Raw genomic sequence first — 18762 nt, 5'->3', positions numbered from 1 at the left:
CTTTCTTTTTACTATTATCTATCTTATTCAACGCTTTCCATTTTCCTTAGGTCTTATAGTGTGGTATTTCCTACTTCATCGGATTCACATGCTTCTTTTAACCATTTAATACGATCTACTTTATCTTTCAGTATGGTTACAATCGTGTCATTCTCTTTTTTTATCTCAATATAGTCAATCCCTACTTGATGGATCTTTCCTGTCAGTGTATATCCATTATTGGCTGTTATTTTTACAGGAATTTTTCGATATTTCACTAGTTTATAATTTAAATGATCGGTCAATCCTGCTAAGTTGACATGGAGACAACAACAATGTTTTTTATGACATGTACAAGGATTCGCTTTGATTTGGCCTTTATAGTGAAGAGACAGCATTTAAAGTACTCCTCCTTTCAATGTTAAGATTGCCATTAATATATGCCAAAACACTTAACAGAAAAAGGCCAATGCTATTGATTCACTTTAAACTACAATATAGTGCCTAAATGGAGATAAGATCTTCCTTTTTTTGCAACGCAACAATTTGAGCAACAAGTGCTTCCTTGGAATGGGGCATTGCGATGTTCCCCCATTGTGGATCACTATTTTGTAGCATTTGCGTTACAGAAACAATCCAAGGTTTCTCAATATGCGCCTGTTGTAATAATGCGTCATTCGTAAACAAAGCATCTCGCTCTCCTACATAGATTACCTTACCTTTATGAAGTACAATATAATAATCTGCCCATTCATACACTAAATTAATTTGATGTGTGGAATATAAAAATGTTCGATCATCCGTATCAAGCTTTTTCAAATAATCGGTCAATTGTGTTGAAAAATAATAATCTAGACTACTCGTTGGTTCATCTAAAATTAAAACTTTCGGCTCCATCGCATAAACACCTGCAATCGCCACACGCTTCTTTTGACCACCACTTAAAAAATGAATTGGACGATTTTCTAATTCCTCCAGCTCCGTTAAGGCGATCGCCTTGTCCACTTGTGAAGTTATCTTTTCAATAGACCAATCAAGATTAAGGGGTCCATACAATATATCTTGCTTTACTGTAGAAGCAAATAATTGATGATCCGCTTCTTGAAACACTAAGCCTACTTGTTGGCGTAGCTGCTGTAGTCCACTTTTATTGTACTTTAGAGGCTTCCCTTTAAATAGGATTGTCCCTTTTGTTGGACGTTCTAAGCCCATCAATAATTTAAATAAAGTTGATTTTCCAGAGCCATTTTCCCCCAAAATGGCAATTTTATTTCCAACTGGAATGGTTAATGAAATATCATTAATTGCTTGCGTCCCATCAGAATAAAGAAACGATACGTGTTCAAAGGAAAAATACGATGCAGTCATTTTCATTCCTCCCTATACAAAAATTAATCCGATTGCTACAAATACATAAACAATGAACAAAATTAGTGGTAACCTCTGCCACTTTTTCTTTAGTAAATAAACATCTGGGATAATAAAATGCTCAATATTCCGTGATTTCATCGCTAATGTCATCTTTTCGTAATGAAAAAAGATTGAGCGAAATAACACGCTAATTAATAGCACGAGTGATTGAAAACTCATTTTATAACTTTTGTAACCTAATCTTGCCTGTTGTGCTGTGTAAAGTTGCATTGATGCTTGTAAAAAAATAAAAATAAAACGATATATAAGCTCAATTAGTTCAATAACAATCGTTGGCACTTTACATTTCAATAAGATCGGACTAATTTCATAGATGGGCGTCGTCAAAATTAGTAAATATAAACAGCTCGATGCACTAAAGGCAACTAAAAAAATATTTATTGCACGATCTACATCACTAGGCAAAATATAAAGGGTTGCAAATGGTGTAAACAGATGCCATAACATATCGGTATTTACTTCATTCGTAAATGAAATAGAAACGACGATGGTCACTATACCTGCTAAGCTAAATCCAAGCGGAGCCAGCATCAGTGTTACATACGCCTTCAATGGAATTTTCGCATAAAACACAATGACACTACTCATAACGAGTAGTGTCCAAAGTGCAACGCTATTATTCCTTGAAACCGTCACTATGAGCAATGCACCGATACTAAGTAACAGCTTTTGACCCGCCGCTACTTTTTGAAGTCCATTATGATGAGCGATATAATCAATGTTTAGCATTGGTATTCTTTGCGTACTTTCCGCGCATATAACCTATAAAATAGCCGATAATTAATGCGCCAATGACACCTTGTAGTACGAATAATAAACTTTCTATTTCACCACTTGGCGGCTCCCAAATCGCAGTAAACCATGGCTCGTAATCACTTGCAATTTCTGTAATCGCCTCTTCTGCTTCACCATCTGCTCCACCAAACTCAGCATCTTGTAAAAATACAATCGGTAAAAGCGCTAAAACAACAACTGCTAATAATAATAATAAATTTTTCTTTAACATATTAGCTCTCCTTTACCTTCAAAATACGTAATTTAATAAGTTCACTCATATTGTATTTTTGGATAAAATTCATAATCATAACGGTTAATAACCCTTCACTAACTGCTAACGGAACTTGTGTTAGCGCGAAAATACTTGAGAATTTTTGGAAGGATCCAGCGAAACCTCCAACCTCAGCTGGGAATGCTAATGCTAATTGGAATGAAGTCATTACATATGTACCTAAATCCCCTAACATGGCTGCCAAAAATACCGTAACACTAAAGGATAGACCCCATTTTGTTGCTAATTTAAATACCCCAATCGCAATGAGTGGTCCAACAATGGCCATTGAGAAAATGTTTGCCCCTAATGTTGTTAAACCCCCATGCGCTAATAATAACGATTGGAATAATAAAACGATTGAACCTAAAACACTCATGACAAAAGGTCCAAATAAAATCGAACCAAGCCCAACACCAGTAGGATGTGAACAACTACCAGTTACAGATGGTATTTTTAGAGCGGATAAAACGAATGTAAAGGCACCTGATAATGCTAGTAATAATTTCGTTTCAGGATTCTCTTTGACCACTGTACGGATCGCCTTAACTCCTTTTACTAAAAACGGAAGGCACAGTGCAAACCAAAAAATGGCCCAACCAATTGGTAAAAATCCTTCCATAATGTGCATGGCGTACGCTTGCTTTGGAATAAATAACAATACTATTGTGAAATATGCAAGCTTTGGTACTAATTCTTTCATCGTTTTTTCTCCTTTTTTAGTTAATGATGGTAAAAAGTGTATTAAAAAACACTTTCCAGGAGAAAAGTGCGTTACAAAAAAGCAACAAATATTGCTTATTTTAGCACCTATCCTCGTAGGTTAAATTTCATTATTTTTGGTAGGTCTCCTGGCTTTTCTTCAACACGGTTCTCACCTTCCCACAAATGGATTGCAGTGGTATAAAAGAGAAACGCTCCAAATTACAGTTGCGGGACAGCGACGGACTTTCACCGTCTTCCCTATTAAGCTTTCATAAAAGCACCAAAAATCTATTCTATTGTCGTCATACAATACTATTCCGATATAACAATTTTGTAATTTTCAATATTTAAAATACCTAGATTAATAATAGTGAATCAATGATGATGATGCTCATATCCATATTCTTTTACATATTGACGGAAATTTTCTAAGTCTTGCATCCCTGTTGAAGTTCCATCCATCGCCTGTTGTAAACGCTCTAGCAACACATTTTGTAATTTCGGATGATAACCAAAATAATCTGCAATCACAATTTCAACACTAGCATAGCTAGCCGAAAACTCCTGCGCCATACGTGCCATACGTTCCATTAATATTCCTGTAAATAAAAAGTACGGTAGCATAATGATTTTTTTCGCGCCTAACTCGACACAGCGAGCAATTCCCTGTCCTACAGTCGGCGTTGTTACCCCCATAAAGGCACTTTCAAAAATCGGAACATTCACTTGCTCTGCTAGAATGCTAGAAATTTGATAAAAGCTTTCTTTCGCATCCACATCACTACTACCACGGGCAATCAGTAAAATAGCGGTATGCTCATTAGTAGCGTTTGCATCAAAACCTACTTCCTGTAAACGCTCTTTTAAAATCGTAAAAATTTCATCATGTATCCCAATCGTTTGCCCATATGTAAAACGAATTTCTGGGAATTGATGCCTTGCTTCCTCAATTTCAGCTGGTATATGAAGCTTCGAGTGACCAGCGTGCAATAAAATAATCGGGATTACGTGAATTTCATCTGCGCCAAGTTCAATACACCGTTGTATCCCATCGTCTATATTTGGTGAAGCAAATTCTAAAAAGCATGTTTCTACTAGTAACGATGGATCCATTTTCGAACGCATTTGCTCGATAAATTGGCGCACTTCCTCATTCCCAGCTTCAAGACGACTACCATGTCCAACAAATAACACTGCCGGATGTTTTTTACCCTTTCGTTGACGGTACTTATCAATCCCTTTAATACGTGAATCGCCCCGTAGTCGTACTCCTTGTTCCATCGAATAAATAATATTTTCATAGGAGACATTTTCATGTACAATTGCTCGTGCTGTCTTTTCTTGTTGTACGGAATACCATGTACCTTTTGGATAATCAATGACTACACATTTATCTTTACAACGTCCATTACAACGAGTTCGAGATGTATGAATAACGTCATCCAGCTTATTGATTCGAATTTCATCACGAATTTGCTGTGTTACTTCTTCTGCTCCAGCCCCCATACATGTCGCTCCATTGCAAATTAAAACATGTCGTTGCATAGGGGTTAAATTCCAAGTTGTCATATTCATCCTCCTCGCATCAATTAAAATTGACTGACATTCTCTATATTTATAGGCTCCCAACTTATAATTGCTGCATAAAATTTATGGCGGTATACGATTTGCCCATTTTCCTCCGTAATAAAATTTGTTAGTGCAGCTTTTAGGTCATCTAGCCGGAATGTATCATTTAAAATTTTTTTACTTTGGGCTTCATATAACGCTTCATAGCTGTTATATCGATACGTACGTTCTAATGGAAGCATTTCACAATCCGCATAAATCCCAAGTTGATATAACATATTTACTATTTCAATATAATCACGGCGTGGATATTTAATCTCGTAGCCAAATTGTTGATCAAGTATTACGTAATGTGGTTGAATCGGACCTGTTGTCAATCCAATAATTGCCCGCTTTTTTGCTAATTTGTTCATTTTTAATAATGCTGCATTCATTTCGTAAATACGATAATAACAATTCACACCTACAACGATATCATGGGGTTCTAATTGGGCTTCTTCCCATTTTGCATGGACAAAACGTACTGCTTGATCCTCCATAAAGTACTGTTGTAAATAGCGAAGAACACTTTCCGAACCGTCTACTAATGTTAATTTTTTTACATCCTCTCTTAGAGGAAATGTATAATTACCCCACCCTGGCCCGATTTCTAAACAGGTTACATTGTCAGGAATATGTTGGCGAATCTTGGCATAGATCGGCTTTGCGTGGGCATCTGTTTGACGATACGATTTTTTTTGCATAGATTGGGTCCAAAATGCTTCTTCTAACTCATCATTTGTCATTCGTTCAGGCATATTGCCATGCCAGTCATGCATGCCTTCTTTCCATAACTGTTCAAAATCAATGTGTAAAGGTGATCGTTTCATTTATCGAACCTCCCTTTATAGCCATGTTGTTTTTTCAGAAAATGGTGTCCGCTTTTTTGGTGTTGTGATTTCTTCAGCAGGATAACCAATACATAACGTACCAACTAATTGTTCCTGATGACTTGCACCGATATATGTATGAAGGGCCGTATCATGTACCAACCCAACACCGCGTGTTCGCCAAACCATTCCTAAACCTAATTGTTCCGCCATTAACCAGATCGACATAATCGCGCTACTTACCGCAAATAAATTGTCTTTTGTAGCCCCTTCATCCCCTTCTACCATAGCTGAAGTTACCGCTATAATTAAAGGTGTATTTGTAATAGCCTTCATTGAACTTTCTACTAAATGAGGCTTTGTAGGAAAACGTTTTTCTAAAAACTCCAGTGCTACTTTCTCATACCCTTTTAAACTATCACCTTGCATCACATAAAAATGCCACGGCTCTCGCATACGATCATTTGGTGCATAGGTTGCAGCCTCTAACAATAGCTCAATTTTTTCACGTTCTACTTCACGATCTACAAATTGGCGAATTGCCCTTCGTTTTTTTAATGCCTCTAACATCTTTCGTACACCCTTTCCGTAAACCAAGCAATATCCTCCCGTACGTTTACAACTTCTCCGACTAAAATCATGGCTGGATTTTGAATGGCTTCTTGCTCAATTTGTTTGGAAATTGTTTGTAGCGTGCCAATCATCGTCCGTTGCTTATCCGTCGTTCCCCATTCTATTACTGCTACAGGGGTTTCCTTGTGCTTTCCATGCTCAATTAAACGAGCCGTAATATGTTCGATATTGCCTACGCTCATATAAAAAGCTACTGTATCAATATGACTAATCGCTTGCCAATTGATGAAGTCCTGCCCTTTTTCAGCTCGTCCATGACCAGTCACGATTGCAAAGCTTGCGGCATAATCTCTATGTGTTACAGGAATTCCTGCATAGGCTGGTGCCGCAATACCTGCTGTAATTCCTGGTACTATTTCATAGTCAATATTTGCTTCACGTAATACTGCAGCCTCTTCCGCACCCCGACCAAATACAAATGGGTCTCCACCTTTAAGACGTAGAACCGTAAACCCCGCTTGCGCCTTTTCAACTAAAACACGGTGAATCTCTTCTTGAATTAAGCCATGATTTCCTGGCTCTTTCCCACAATAAATGAATTGTGCTGTTTCTTTTGCATAGTTTAGCAATGCAGGATTCACTAAACGATCATATAAAATAACGTCGGCCTGTTGAATACATTCAAGGCCACGTAATGTTAATAGTTTTGGATCTCCAGGACCTGCTCCGACAATAAATACTTGTGTGCTCATCGTTATTCTCCTAATCTTTGTTGAAGCCACTTCTCACAATCGTCTAAGCGACCTTCCTTTACCCACTCCAATAACTGTGGTTCAAGTAAATCGATTAATAATTGTTTCTTTTGTTCGCCGTCAAACTTGGCTAAAATTTGTTGACGTGCTTGTCCTAAAAATGCTACATATTGCTCGTAATAGTCACCGTACTGTTGCGCTAACTCGGATTTTACTTGACGTGTGAAACGAGGGCTCGCTCCTGATGTCGACACGGTCAGTATAAAATCACCACGACGAACGACTGCTGGATTAATAAAGTCGACACGCCCTTTTGCATCTGCACGACTTAACAGTTGCCAATGTTGAGTTGCTTCTTCAACCATATCGTTTACTTCTTTACTATTTGTCACTGCAAACACTAAAGCCGCATCGTCTAAATCGTGTGGTTCGAACCCTTTTTTCTTCCATTTCACAAGTTGTTGTTCAACATACTCTGCTAGTTCTTCTGTAATCATAGGACTGACAACCACAATATTTGCTTTCGTTGGTAGTAATGCTTCTACTTTTTGTCGCGCTACAGGTCCTCCGCCAACTACTACAACCGTCTTATAGTCAATATTTAATAGTAAAGGGAAATAATTCATCGATCTTCCTCCAAACATTTATGTAGCCAATTTTGGTGAAACTTCTTCATCGAAGGGAATACGTGCAATTGAAATCGTTGCATTCGTGCCTTTCTTTTTCTCTAGCAACCACTCGCTCGAATTGGCATAGCGCAGTGCTGCTGGTTCACATACACCGTAAGCACCTGTATAGTTAAATACCGTTTCAGATGGATTTTTTATTGGGATTTCATTTAACTGCTCTGCTGTATACGTAACAAATTGCCAATTATTTTTAGCAGCGACTTGTAAAAAACCTTCTTCATCTTTTTTCAGGTCAATTGTCGCAATTGCTTTTACACTTTTTTTACTAAGTTTTAGCTCAAGCAGCGTTTCATCAATAAGTTCTTCAATTTCCTCTGCGGACGTTCCACGATTACAGCCCATCCCTAATACGAGGGACTTTGGTCGAAAAATAACACCATTGTTTAGAAGCTCCTCCTCGTAAGGCTCGATTAAACGGTCTGTTATAAGTAACGTTGCATGAGGCTTTGCCGTTAACGCTTCTTCAGTTGAAGAATACAGTTTCAAATTTTCCGGCATAGGTGTATGATGCATCCACCAGTTTTTTTCGCCTGTTTCCTGTACAATCGCTACATGTTCTTCGTTTACGACTGAAGCACTGACTGGAGTAAGCTTCTCTTCTGAATCCCATACCCAACCGAACTTCGCACCAAATAAATCAACAGGAATCGTTTTTTGAACATCTGAAGCTGTCGTAACAACAGGTTGTGCACCAATCGTTTCAGCAAACTCTTGGGTCAATGCATTGGCACCACCAATATGACCGGATAGTACACTTATGACATACTCCCCTTTATCATCGACGACTAATACAGCAGGATCTTTCTTCTTATCTACAAGAAGTGGCGCAATCATCCGTACAACGGCACCCAGGGAAATAATACAAATAATGGCTTTATACTGCTGAAAAAGGGCCGGTAACAACAAACGAACCGTTCCATCAAACAATTGGATATGTCGAGTAGCTTCGTCGCCGTGTTCGAATTTCTTCATATAATAAAGGTCGGCATAAGGGAATTTTTCGATATAGTTACGTGCATGTTCGACACCATGTTTTGTAATCGCCACAAGTGCGTATGGCTTTTGTTGATCAATTTTAGGAATCAGTCCTTTCTGTAAACTAATCATCTTCCTTCACACCTTTACGGAAACCATGTGTAAATGTTTTATCATATAGTTTTGAACGATAATCTTTTTCATGGATGTTTGGATCAAGTGCCCAGCCTGCTAAAATCATCGCATGCTTTCGAATACCATTTGTCCGCATCGCTTCATCTAGTTGTGAAAGTGTTGTACGGACAATTTTTTGGTCTGGCCAAGAAGCACGTTGTACAACTGCAACCGGTGTATCATCTGCCCAGCCTGCAGCTTGTAATTCCTTCATAATTTTTTTCGTTAATGTTGCACTTAAAAACATGGCAATTGTACAATGATGTCTTGCAAGGGCTTGTAATTTTTCGCGCTCAGGTACAGGCGTTCGTCCTTCTGCTCGTGTTAAAATTAATGTTTGTGTTAAATCAGGTATTGTTAGTTCGGCACCAACTGCAGCTGCTGATGCAAATACTGAACTTACACCGGGTACTACTTCATAACCAATATCATGTTGCTTTAAAAGTGCCATTTGCTCCATCGTTGCACCATACATCGCTGGATCTCCTGTATGTAATCGAACAACGGTTTTGCCTGCATTCACTCGCTCCACGATACAATCGACCATTTCTGTTAAATGCATGCCCGCAGTCCGAATAACTTCTGCCTCAGGATGTGCCTCAGCAACTAATTTGTCACTTACTAATGAGTCGGTATACATGACGACATCGGCTGATTGTAGGAGTTTTAAACCTTTTACCGTAATTAAATCTGGGTCACCCGGTCCTGCACCAATTATCCATATTTTTTTCATTATTTACGCACCACCATACAAGATAAATAGTTTAGTTCTGCACCTCGTAGCTCATCAATCGTCCATATTACTTCTTCATCGGACGTCACTTTTGTCACCACGTGTGTACCGTAAAGTAGATTCATATCTTCTAGTAAGTCGATCATATCCTCTAAAACTTTCGCTACTTTAATAAAGACGACTGCATCATGCGTTTCCAATACGCGACGCATTTCATCCATGTCCTCTGTTGCTGGAATCATCGCAACATAATCATTACCATCTGCTAGTGGAATACCTAGACGATTTGCCGATCCGTTAAATGATGAAATTCCTGCTACTGTTTCCATTTGTACTTCAGGATAGGTTTCCTTCATCAGTTTCATTAAGTGAATAAATGTACTAAATAACATTGGGTCCCCTTCCGTAACAAATGCAACGTCTTGGCCCTGCTCTAAGTATGTATAGATCGCCTCAACCGATTTTGCCCACTCAATGCTCAATGTTTCTTCATCTTTTGTCATTGGAAATACTAGACCAAGCATATTCTTTTCGGCTGGGTTAATGTACGTTTCTACAATACGATGTGCATAAGATTTACTACCCTTTAATTTTTTCGGATAGGCGATTACAGGACACTCCTGTAATTTTCGGAAAGCTTTTACTGTTATTAATTCTGGATCTCCAGGACCAACGCCTAATCCATACAATGTACCTAATGTCATTTGTCATTTCCTTTCTGTGCAGTCACTATGAAAATTGGATTTAATGGTTCAAAGCGCGTTAAATTCAAAATAGGCTTACTTTTTGAAATTTGAGCTTGTAAAATCGTTACGTCACACCCTAACGTTTTCAAATGCTTCACGGCTTCTGCTAAATTTTCAATGGTTGCGATGTTCATCACAAGACGACCACCTGGTACTAAACGTGTAATACATGTTTCTAACAAACGTTCCATATTCCCGCCATTACCCCCAATAAAAATGGCCGTTGGATCTGGGAATTCATCTAAACGGTCTGGCGCTTTGCCAAGAACTGCTGTTAAATCCACACGATGCTTTGCTTGGTTGAGAACGCAATTCGCTAAATCGTCCTCATTTTTTTCAATTGCATAAACGGCACCTTCACGGGCAATTTTAGCCGCTTCAATCGCAACTGATCCTGTACACGTGCCAATATCCCACACAATACTATCTTCTTGAAGCTGTAGCTCTTGTAAACAAAGAACCCGTATTTCCTTTTTCGTAATTAACCCTTTTTCCGGCTTACGTTGATGAAACTCTTCATCAGCAATGCCAAGTGCACTTCTCTTTACTGCATGACGCTGTTTTAGTAACACGACATTGAGCGATGAAAACGTTGTATGTGCCATCTCATCCAGTGTCATAAAACGACAGCGTTCATTTTCTCCTTCCAAATTTTCAGCAACGAAAGCATCGTATTCATTCATACCGTAATGCTTTAAATAGTTTGCTATCGCTTGGGGAGTATTTTTTTCATCTGTTAAAATTGCCACTTTTTTTCGACCGTCAATTTTTTGGGCAAATCCTTTTATTGAACGTCCATGAAGACTTACAATATACGCATCTTGCCAGCTTTCCTGCATTTTTGAATAGGCTAACTGGACGGAACTTGTATACGGGTATATTTCTAGTGATAGTTTTTTAGCAAATACGCCACCTAATCCAAAAAACAATGGATCTCCCGATACTAAAATAACCACATTACGTGTTTCTTGTTGTAGGTCAGCAACAAGCTTAGATAAACCACCTTTAATGACCTTCTTTTCTTTTGTAAACTGTGGGAAGAAGGCTAAATGACGTTCTCCCCCAACTAAAACATCACAGTTATTAATCCAGTCGATATATCGAGGCAATAATCCTTTTACGCCGTTATCACCTATACCAATCATCTTCATCCAATTTGTCAATATTCTCAGCCTTTCCTAAACAATCTCCGTTCATGGCATATAAACTAGTGGAAACATTAATTGTCGTATCCATATGCGCTAATGCAAAATAACAACAATTTTTACAAAGTGCTTCAAAAAAGGCCTCATTCCCTTTTAAAATATCCCCGACTTGGGAAGCTGTATTTGCAGTCAAGATCTCACCTAATTGTGCTTCTTTAACACCCACTTTTTCTGCAATGCCTGCTAAAAACTCAAAACTAATTGGCGCACTTTTGGAATGGACCATCATCACACCCTGGGCGACCTTCGAAAACTTACCCATCATGCCAACAAGGGACACTTTAGCAAATTTTTTCCGCGCAATATTTTTTAATGTAAATCCTACGAAATCGCCCATTTCAATAAACGATTCTTCTGGTAGGTCAGGGTATTGTTTCATTGCAAATTTCTCACTACGCCCGCCTGTAGTAATGACAATATGGTCACAGCCAGCCTCCTTTGCAACATTTAACGCTTGTACAATACTCGCCATATAGGCTGAGCTCGAAAATGGAACGACTGTACCACGTGTACCTAAAATGGATATACCACCTACTATACCTAAGCGAGCATTCAACGTTTTTTTGGCGATTTCCTCCCCATCTGGTACCGAGATGATTACTTCCACACCATTTTCTATGGCATATGTATCAATCGCTTCTTGTACGACACCTGTAATCATTTTTTGCGGAACGGGATTTATTGCCGCATAGCCAACTGGTACAGGTAAGCCCGCTTTTGTGACACGCCCTACACCTACACCTCCGTCAAGATGGATACCTGGTTCGTCTATTAAACGTACCGTACTTTGAATACGCGCTTGGTGTGTTGCATCTGGGTCGTCACCAGCATCTTTAATTGTTTCACACATGATGGCATTGCCTTGGATTTCACTAGCCTCCACTTTAAATGTTGCAAATTGTCCCACTGGCAAATAAATCGTCACTTCATCAGGAACATTGCCAGTGACAATTCCTTGTAGAGCTGCCTTTGTCATCGCTGTAGCACACGCACCGGTTGTGTACCCATGACGCATTTGTGATGGATCTTTTTTATTTCGTTTGTTTTGCTCGCTCATCCGCCATAAGTGAGATGGCATTCAATGCTGCTACAGTCACTGTACTGCCACCTTTACGTCCTACATTTGTAATGAATGGAATGCCTTTTAATAAAGCTAACTCAGCTTTTGATTCTGCGGCTGATACAAAGCCCACTGGCATTCCAATAATTAAATCTGGTTTTGCTAACCCTTCTTTAATTAAACGAATTAATTCTAAAAGGGCAGTCGGTGCGTTACCAATAGCATAAATACCGCCTTCTTGTAACTTCGTCGCTTTTTGCATGGAGATAATTGCCCGTGTAGTGCCAAGTGCCTTCGCTTCTTTTGCAACATCTTCGTCTGCGATGTAACAATGTAAATCTCCACCGTGTTTTTGGAATCGTTTACGGCCAGATCCGCTTTCAATCATTTGTACATCTGCTACTACATGACGACCTGCTAAAATGGATTGAATTCCTGCTTCTATTGCATCATCCGTAAAAATCATACTGCGTCCTAACTCAAAGTCTGCAGATGCGTGGATAACACGGCGTACTACTAACCATTGTTCATCTGTAAAGGGGTGCTCGCCCATTTCTTCTTTAATAATTGAAAAACTGTAATCATAAATTTTATCTGGGTCTACCGTTAAAGGAACGAAATCCGTATTAAAGTTCATATTGGCCATGTAAAATTCCTCCTAGTTTTTGAAATACTTCATCAAATGTAGAACATTGATTTACGTATATAATTTTTGGTCTTTTAATTAGAAGAACAGGAATATTTAATTCCAATGCCGCTTCCATTTTCTCATCTACAGACCCCACCTTACCGCTTTCCTTTGTAATAACAAGGGTGGTTTTATATTGACGATACAGTGCCATATTTAACTCTTTTGAAAATGGTCCTTGCATTGCAATAATGTCTCGTTGCTTGATCCCTAAAGAATCGCACTTCTCCATGTTTTCTTTATTCGGCAACATGCGGCATACTAATCGAATGGAATCAATGAATAAGTGCTTCGTAAATGTTGCAAGTGTCTTACTACCGGTCGTTAACATAACGGTTCCTCTATGTTCTCGTGCAAGTAGTGCCGCCTCTTCATAAGTTTCAACTTTCGTCACAAGTGGATGTCTGTACTGTTGTTGGGGGCGTTCATAACGAATGTACAGTATCTGACATTGCTCAGCTGCCATCATCGCGGTTTTTGATGCCTCTTCTGCATATGGATGACTTGCATCAATTACAAGCGATATATTTTTTTGTTGAATCATGTTCTTCATATCTTCTAATGACAAGCGACCAACATGATGAGCAATTCCTTCTTTTTCTAAACTACTTGCTGCAGACTCTGTAACAACTGTTGCAATTAACGGATGTCCTTGACGTTGTAAGGCGACTGCTAATTCACGTGCATCACTTGTCCCTGCTAAAAATAAAATCATGTCACCCCTCCTAATCGCCACATGGTGCTTCTTCAACTTTTATTTTGCAGCTCATATCTTGATAGGTGAAATGGGCAATTTTTTTCACACGTTTGAAATATTTAAACAAGCGTTCATTCGGGTGTGCATGTTCTTTATATTCCTCAATGATTTGTGTTAGTAATGGAATCAATGCATCTGGTTCTAGCCCTTCTGCCACTGGTTGTGCTGCATGGGCAGTTCGTCCAACTGGTTTTGCTCCAATAAATAAATCAAATTTCTTTTTACGATAAACGATACCTATGTCGTCAAACACAGCTCGATAACATGCCATCCCACAACCATTAAAGCCTACATGAAGTTCTTTCGGTAATTTCATCCCACCAAGTGCATCCATAATTTCCTCAGCATACGGAATCGATTCTGCTTTCTCTCCATAACAAAAATCACATGCTTTTAAATTAAATACATCACCCATTGGTAATACGTATAACCCTGATTCACGCAATTGCTCAACAATTGCTTCTGGATGTTCAGTTGGTATTTTCACGTGAAAACGATGATCTGGTGTATATTCTAGCGTTCCATTTTCTCCAACCACTTCTGCTAAAATTTGCATTTGCTTTGGTGTAATGAATTTATTCGCAACCCCAGGTGAAACAGCGAACTCAAAAATAGATTCGATTGCTTGCTGTACTAAAAAATCCCCTTTCACCGGTTCTTTTGTAATACAAGCTAGTGCCAATCTCGCCATTTCAAGAGAAGTTTTTTTTTCAACATTTTCTTCGACTTGCCTTTGTACTGCTTGCGCTGCTTTAATCGCCTCAATTTTTTCAAAACCAGACTTCGCTTCCCCTGTTTCTTGATCAAGCGCCCATGGTTCTGCTTCTTTTTTCAAACGTTGGTGCGGTTTCCAAATTTGCTTGTCATCTCCCAGGGTATATTTCCTTTGATAGCCACGGGGTGTAATGATTTTATTGTCATAAAAGAATGTCGACGAGTTCCCAACTATCACCGTTGTTAACATCCCGATATCATGTTCTAACATTTCTGCTAAATTTGTTAACACAATATTCTGACTATCACGGTAAGCACTTTTTACTAATCCTACCGGGGTTTCAGGCGAACGATATTTCAGTAAAATTCTTTGTGCTTCTACAATTTGACGTGTTCTACGTCCTGATTTTGGATTGTAAAATGCAATCACAAAATCTGCCATAGCAGCTGCTTCAATACGTTTTTCAATGACTGTCCACGGAGTTAAGTGGTCACTTAAACTAATCGTACAGGAATCATGCATCACTGGTGCACCGAGTAAACTTGCACATGAGTTGATAGCCGAAATTCCAGGTACCACTTCTACTTCAATCCCTGTTGCTTCAGTCCATCCTTTTTCGATTAACACCTCATAGACAAGCCCTGCCATGCCATACACACCGGCGTCTCCACTTGATATGACAGCAACAATATTTCCTGCTTCTGCTTGCTTAACAGCTTCCTGTGCTCGTGATACTTCTTCAGTCATACCTGTACTTACAATGGTTTGCGCTGTTACGAAATGTCGAATTAAATCAACGTAGGTTTTGTAGCCCATAATGTGGTTACTTTGTTGTAAAGCATCTACCGCACGTTTTGTTATATGCTCTCGATCTCCTGGACCAAATCCAACAACAAAAATTTTCCCTTTTTGCAAAAATTTTCCCCTCCAACAAAAAAATACCTGTCCTCCCTAGTAGAAAAGGAGAACAGGTATTTGAAATTAATATAAAAAATCGTATTTTCAAAAAAATAACGCACGATTTACCATATTGAATATCTCAATTTCACCTACACTTCTCCCACCGAAAAGTTAGTATGCTTAAATAAGCAGGTCTCCTGGCTTAAACTTCACTTTACTCTCACATCTTCCCATCTTTCGACAGTGACGTTTTGTGATTTCATCCGTTATTACAGTAGCGGGGGCTGCATTAGAATTTCACTAATTTCCCTATTATCTCAAAATTTTGAGCACTTATTTAATACAATATTAATTTATGTTTTTACAATACCATACAATTAAAAGATTTCAACTATTTTATATTAAACTACGATTTAGTGCCTAAATTGAGTGAAAAATATTATGCTTTCTCCGGGTTAGAAAAGACAAACTCCACTTTTTCACCGACTAACTTTAACTTTGCTTTTCCTTTTTTACCACTTTTCCAAGTAAAACGAATTTCCCTTGTTTCTTTTCCCGTTAACAACTTTTTCGCATCAATCGCTGTAATTTTCCCCTTCATAATCGTTTTACTAATGAAAAATTTGCACGCTTTATTAGAACAGGCATATCCTTTAAATCCTTCTATTACGGGTTGTCCGCATTTCATACATTTTCCAACGACCACTTGTTGTTTTTCGGCAACATCCATTTCGATTTGGATGAATCGAGCCGTTGTTTCTTTCACATATTGCTGCATTTCCTGATAAAATTGACCAGAACTTAAACTACCATCCACGATATCTTTTAACTTTTTACTCCAAACCGCTGTCAGAACTGGGGAAACAATATCATGCTGGCCCACACTGTTAATGACATCGATTCCAAATTGAGTTGCCACAAAGGACTTCCCTTCACGCGCGATCATGCCAATGGAAATGAGTTTCTCGATAATTTCCGCGCGCGTTGCAGATGTCCCAATCCCTTCCGCATCCTTTAAAATTTTTTGTAATTCCTTGTCTTCTACAAACCGCCCTGCATGAAACATGGCGTCTAGTAACGTACTATCTGTATAACGAACAGGTGGCTCGGTCATTTTCGATAAAATTTTGGATTGGACAATGGGCAATTGTTGATTTACTTGGAGTGATGGTAATGGATGCTCTTGTTTCTTTTTAAAGGATTCATAAAGAACGGTATAACCTTTATCAATGACCATGTTGCCATTTGCTTTTAAATATTGCTGATTCGATTCTAGTACGACTGCCGTTTTATCAATCACGTAAGGTGGCATAAAGATGGCTAATAATCGTCTCGCAATTAAATGATAGATTTTTAGCTCGTTGGTCGTTAATTTTTTCTTCCCTATCGGCACATCCGTAACTGTAATTGCATGGTGATCCGTTAGCTTTTTATCATCTACATATTTTTTGGATCGCTTGACCGATTCTAACTGTTTTTTATTCGCTAAAATAGATGAAACAACATCCTTGTACTCTTGTAAGCTACTTAGTGTTTGGATATTTCCTTCAATTTGATTCGCAAAATTCGTTGGCAAATGCTTAGATTCGGTACGAGGATAGGTGATGAGTTTTTTTTCATATAAGTTTTGAGCAATTTTCAACGTTTCGGAAGAGGTTAATCCGAAAAATTTATTCGCTTCCTTTTGAAGTTCTAGTAATGAATGAAGTGACGGCGCAAAGATTGTCTTTCTTTCGGTTTTAATATCCTTAATCGTTGCCATATTCCCTATGCTCGCTTGAATTTGTTCGGCTTCTTTTAATTGGGCTACTTTGTTTTCGTTCGTTTTTGGATTAAACCAAAGTGCTTTAAATGTACCAAAGTCTACTTCAATTTGAAAATACGGCTCTGGTTTAAAATGTTGTATTTCAAGTTCTCGCTTAACAACAATAGCTAAAGTTGGTGTCATGACCCGTCCAATTTTAATAATTCGTCCACCTTTTACCGTTGCCGCTCGCGTTAAATTTAATCCAATCAACCAATCAAATACCGCGCGATACATTGCCGCATTGCGTAAATTGCGAATGAGTAGATCCTGTTCATCGATTAAATTTGTTAGCGCGTGACGAATTGCAGGGTCTGTTGTTTGTGACGTCCAAAACCGTTTGACAGGTAAATTGCATCCAACACGTTTATAAAAGGAATAGAAAATGTTTTCCCCTTCCATTCCGGCATCACAAGCATTAATAATAAAATCATAGCGATTGGCTTTTAACGTTTGTTCAAGCTCCTTATACACTTTATAAGCCGTCTTTTTCACACGGAATTCATAGCGTTCTGGCATCATTGGTAGTAAATTAAGGTCCCATTTTTTCCATTCTGCTTTATATTCATGAGGCTCTTTTAATTCCACCACATGACCTACGAACGAAGCAAAATCGATTTGATAGGGTAGATTCATTGTTTTATACACTTTTTGAATATCACGCATGAGAGATGGCTTCTCTGCGATGAGTAATGCCCTTTTCATTCGAGCAGCCCCTCCTTTTCCTTAGTTTTAGTATAGGTGAGAAGTAATCGATTTGAAAATTAATTTACTAACAGTATAGTTTCTAGAATAAACCAACGCAAAATTTCGCGCTTCAAAGCAGTAAATCGCAACATTTTATAGAAAAATAGTACATAGCTTGATATAATAATTTTAGTTAAAAACTAGTCGAATCATTTGCTTTGAAAGATTCGTTAATCGCACTAAGTTCGCTTTAGTGCAAGGGGTAAGGGGGAAATGTAATGCAAAATGTTTCAAAAAGAACAATTTTATGGATTGTACCAATTATTATTCTTGCAATTTTTTGGTATTTTTATGGTCCACAAAAAGAAATTACGGACAATGAGTACATATCCTATATTAAGCAATCGTCTATCGAGACATCGCCAAATATAAATTTGGAAAATGCATTTGGAAATTATTGTGCTGAAGGAAAATGGGTGTTCTTTAAAACACAAAAAGATCATAATGTCGTTGAATTTAAAGGAGAATGTCCTGTCAATGGCGATGCAAACAGTGTTAATTTACAATTCGTCGTTGAGGATGATCAAAAGGGATATAAACTCGGTGCGTTACTGTTAAATGGTGAGCAGCAATCTGCAGAGCAACGTGAAGATTTTTTAAATATGGTTGTTTCAAAATAACTGTTTCGTAGTCTCAAAATCTA

20 protein-coding genes and 2 riboswitches are annotated in these 18762 nt (G+C 38.3%); of the genes, 1 reads left to right on the top strand and 19 read right to left on the bottom strand.

Translation table 11 applies throughout. The annotated features are described in order from the left end of the window. Positions 1–53: 53 nt before the first annotated feature. The 19 genes from EK386_RS04455 to EK386_RS04365 all read right to left on the bottom strand — a co-directional run bounded on the left by EK386_RS04455 (position 54) and on the right by EK386_RS04365 (position 18077). Positions 54–377: a hypothetical protein gene (locus EK386_RS04455; RefSeq protein WP_126657821.1), complete on the bottom strand. Its 324-nt coding sequence runs from the start codon at positions 375–377 to the stop codon at positions 54–56. 106 nt (positions 378–483) lie between these two features. Further along, complete coding sequence (locus EK386_RS04450; RefSeq protein ID WP_158674368.1) at positions 484–1347, bottom strand: energy-coupling factor ABC transporter ATP-binding protein; 864 nt, start codon at positions 1345–1347, stop codon at positions 484–486. A 12-nt stretch (positions 1348–1359) separates the two neighbouring features. After that, positions 1360–2139, bottom strand: coding sequence for a cobalt ECF transporter T component CbiQ (cbiQ, locus tag EK386_RS04445; RefSeq protein WP_126657819.1), 780 nt, complete (start codon positions 2137–2139; stop codon positions 1360–1362). Beyond that, a complete protein-coding gene (locus EK386_RS04440; protein WP_126657818.1) occupies positions 2126–2416 on the bottom strand; it encodes an energy-coupling factor ABC transporter substrate-binding protein in 291 nt (96 codons plus the stop codon). Before EK386_RS04440 ends, cbiQ begins: the two co-directional genes overlap by 14 nt. A 1-nt stretch (position 2417) precedes the next feature. Then, positions 2418–3161, bottom strand: coding sequence for an energy-coupling factor ABC transporter permease (locus tag EK386_RS04435; RefSeq protein ID WP_126657817.1), 744 nt, complete (start codon positions 3159–3161; stop codon positions 2418–2420). A gap of 121 nt (positions 3162–3282) precedes the next feature. Then, positions 3283–3463: riboswitch (cobalamin riboswitch) on the bottom strand. Between the two features lie 75 nt (positions 3464–3538). Then, a complete protein-coding gene (locus tag EK386_RS04430; RefSeq protein ID WP_126657816.1) occupies positions 3539–4732 on the bottom strand; it encodes a CbiX/SirB N-terminal domain-containing protein in 1194 nt (397 codons plus the stop codon). Between the two features lie 20 nt (positions 4733–4752). After that, complete coding sequence (locus tag EK386_RS04425; protein ID WP_126657815.1) at positions 4753–5601, bottom strand: class I SAM-dependent methyltransferase; 849 nt, start codon at positions 5599–5601, stop codon at positions 4753–4755. 15 nt (positions 5602–5616) lie between these two features. Beyond that, positions 5617–6171 carry a nitroreductase family protein gene (locus EK386_RS04420; RefSeq protein ID WP_126657884.1) on the bottom strand — a complete coding sequence of 185 codons (555 nt, stop codon included), beginning with the start codon at positions 6169–6171 and terminating at the stop codon, positions 5617–5619. After that, complete coding sequence (gene cobA, locus EK386_RS04415) at positions 6165–6926, bottom strand: uroporphyrinogen-III C-methyltransferase (RefSeq protein ID WP_126657814.1); 762 nt, start codon at positions 6924–6926, stop codon at positions 6165–6167. The genes EK386_RS04420 and cobA overlap by 7 nt, the downstream gene beginning before the upstream one ends. A gap of 2 nt (positions 6927–6928) precedes the next feature. Then, the gene (locus tag EK386_RS04410) at positions 6929–7552 is read right to left on the bottom strand and encodes a precorrin-2 dehydrogenase/sirohydrochlorin ferrochelatase family protein (protein WP_126657813.1); all 624 of its coding nucleotides are present in this window, start codon (positions 7550–7552) and stop codon (positions 6929–6931) included. An 18-nt stretch (positions 7553–7570) separates the two neighbouring features. Beyond that, positions 7571–8722, bottom strand: coding sequence for a cobalt-precorrin 5A hydrolase (locus EK386_RS04405; protein WP_126657812.1), 1152 nt, complete (start codon positions 8720–8722; stop codon positions 7571–7573). Continuing rightward, a complete protein-coding gene (gene cobM / locus EK386_RS04400) occupies positions 8715–9497 on the bottom strand; it encodes a precorrin-4 C(11)-methyltransferase (protein WP_126657811.1) in 783 nt (260 codons plus the stop codon). The genes EK386_RS04405 and cobM overlap by 8 nt, the downstream gene beginning before the upstream one ends. After that, positions 9497–10201 (bottom strand): precorrin-2 C(20)-methyltransferase, encoded by a 705-nt coding sequence (gene cobI, locus EK386_RS04395; RefSeq protein ID WP_126657810.1) that lies wholly within the window; start codon positions 10199–10201, stop codon positions 9497–9499. Before cobI ends, cobM begins: the two co-directional genes overlap by 1 nt. Next, entirely contained in the window at positions 10198–11394 is a 1197-nt protein-coding gene (gene cbiE / locus EK386_RS04390; protein WP_126657883.1) for a precorrin-6y C5,15-methyltransferase (decarboxylating) subunit CbiE, read from the bottom strand. Before cbiE ends, cobI begins: the two co-directional genes overlap by 4 nt. Continuing rightward, a complete protein-coding gene (locus EK386_RS04385; RefSeq protein ID WP_126657809.1) occupies positions 11372–12505 on the bottom strand; it encodes a cobalt-precorrin-5B (C(1))-methyltransferase in 1134 nt (377 codons plus the stop codon). The genes cbiE and EK386_RS04385 overlap by 23 nt, the downstream gene beginning before the upstream one ends. Further along, entirely contained in the window at positions 12480–13154 is a 675-nt protein-coding gene (locus EK386_RS04380) for a precorrin-8X methylmutase (RefSeq protein ID WP_126657808.1), read from the bottom strand. The genes EK386_RS04385 and EK386_RS04380 overlap by 26 nt, the downstream gene beginning before the upstream one ends. Then, positions 13135–13911: a precorrin-6A reductase gene (gene cobK / locus EK386_RS04375; protein ID WP_126657807.1), complete on the bottom strand. Its 777-nt coding sequence runs from the start codon at positions 13909–13911 to the stop codon at positions 13135–13137. Before cobK ends, EK386_RS04380 begins: the two co-directional genes overlap by 20 nt. Before the next feature lie 10 nt (positions 13912–13921). Next, positions 13922–15583 (bottom strand): precorrin-3B C(17)-methyltransferase, encoded by a 1662-nt coding sequence (cobJ, locus tag EK386_RS04370; RefSeq protein WP_126657806.1) that lies wholly within the window; start codon positions 15581–15583, stop codon positions 13922–13924. Between the two features lie 155 nt (positions 15584–15738). Continuing rightward, a riboswitch (cobalamin riboswitch) is annotated at positions 15739–15920 on the bottom strand. Positions 15921–16007: 87 nt separating this feature from the next. Further along, on the bottom strand, positions 16008–18077 hold the full coding sequence (locus tag EK386_RS04365) for a DNA topoisomerase (protein ID WP_126657805.1): 2070 nt from the start codon (positions 18075–18077) through the stop codon (positions 16008–16010). 260 nt (positions 18078–18337) lie between these two features. Here EK386_RS04365 and EK386_RS04360 point away from each other — a divergent pair, with 260 nt between their 5' ends. Beyond that, positions 18338–18739, top strand: a complete 402-nt coding sequence (locus tag EK386_RS04360) for a glucosamine 6-phosphate synthetase (RefSeq protein WP_126657804.1) — start codon at positions 18338–18340, stop codon at positions 18737–18739. Positions 18740–18762 lie beyond the last annotated feature (23 nt).

The organism is Lysinibacillus antri, assembly GCF_003977595.1.
GTDB lineage: Bacteria > Bacillota > Bacilli > Bacillales_A > Planococcaceae > Ureibacillus > Ureibacillus antri.
Note: the sequence above shows the minus strand (reverse complement) of the source record. Positions and strands in the feature narration are given on the sequence as shown.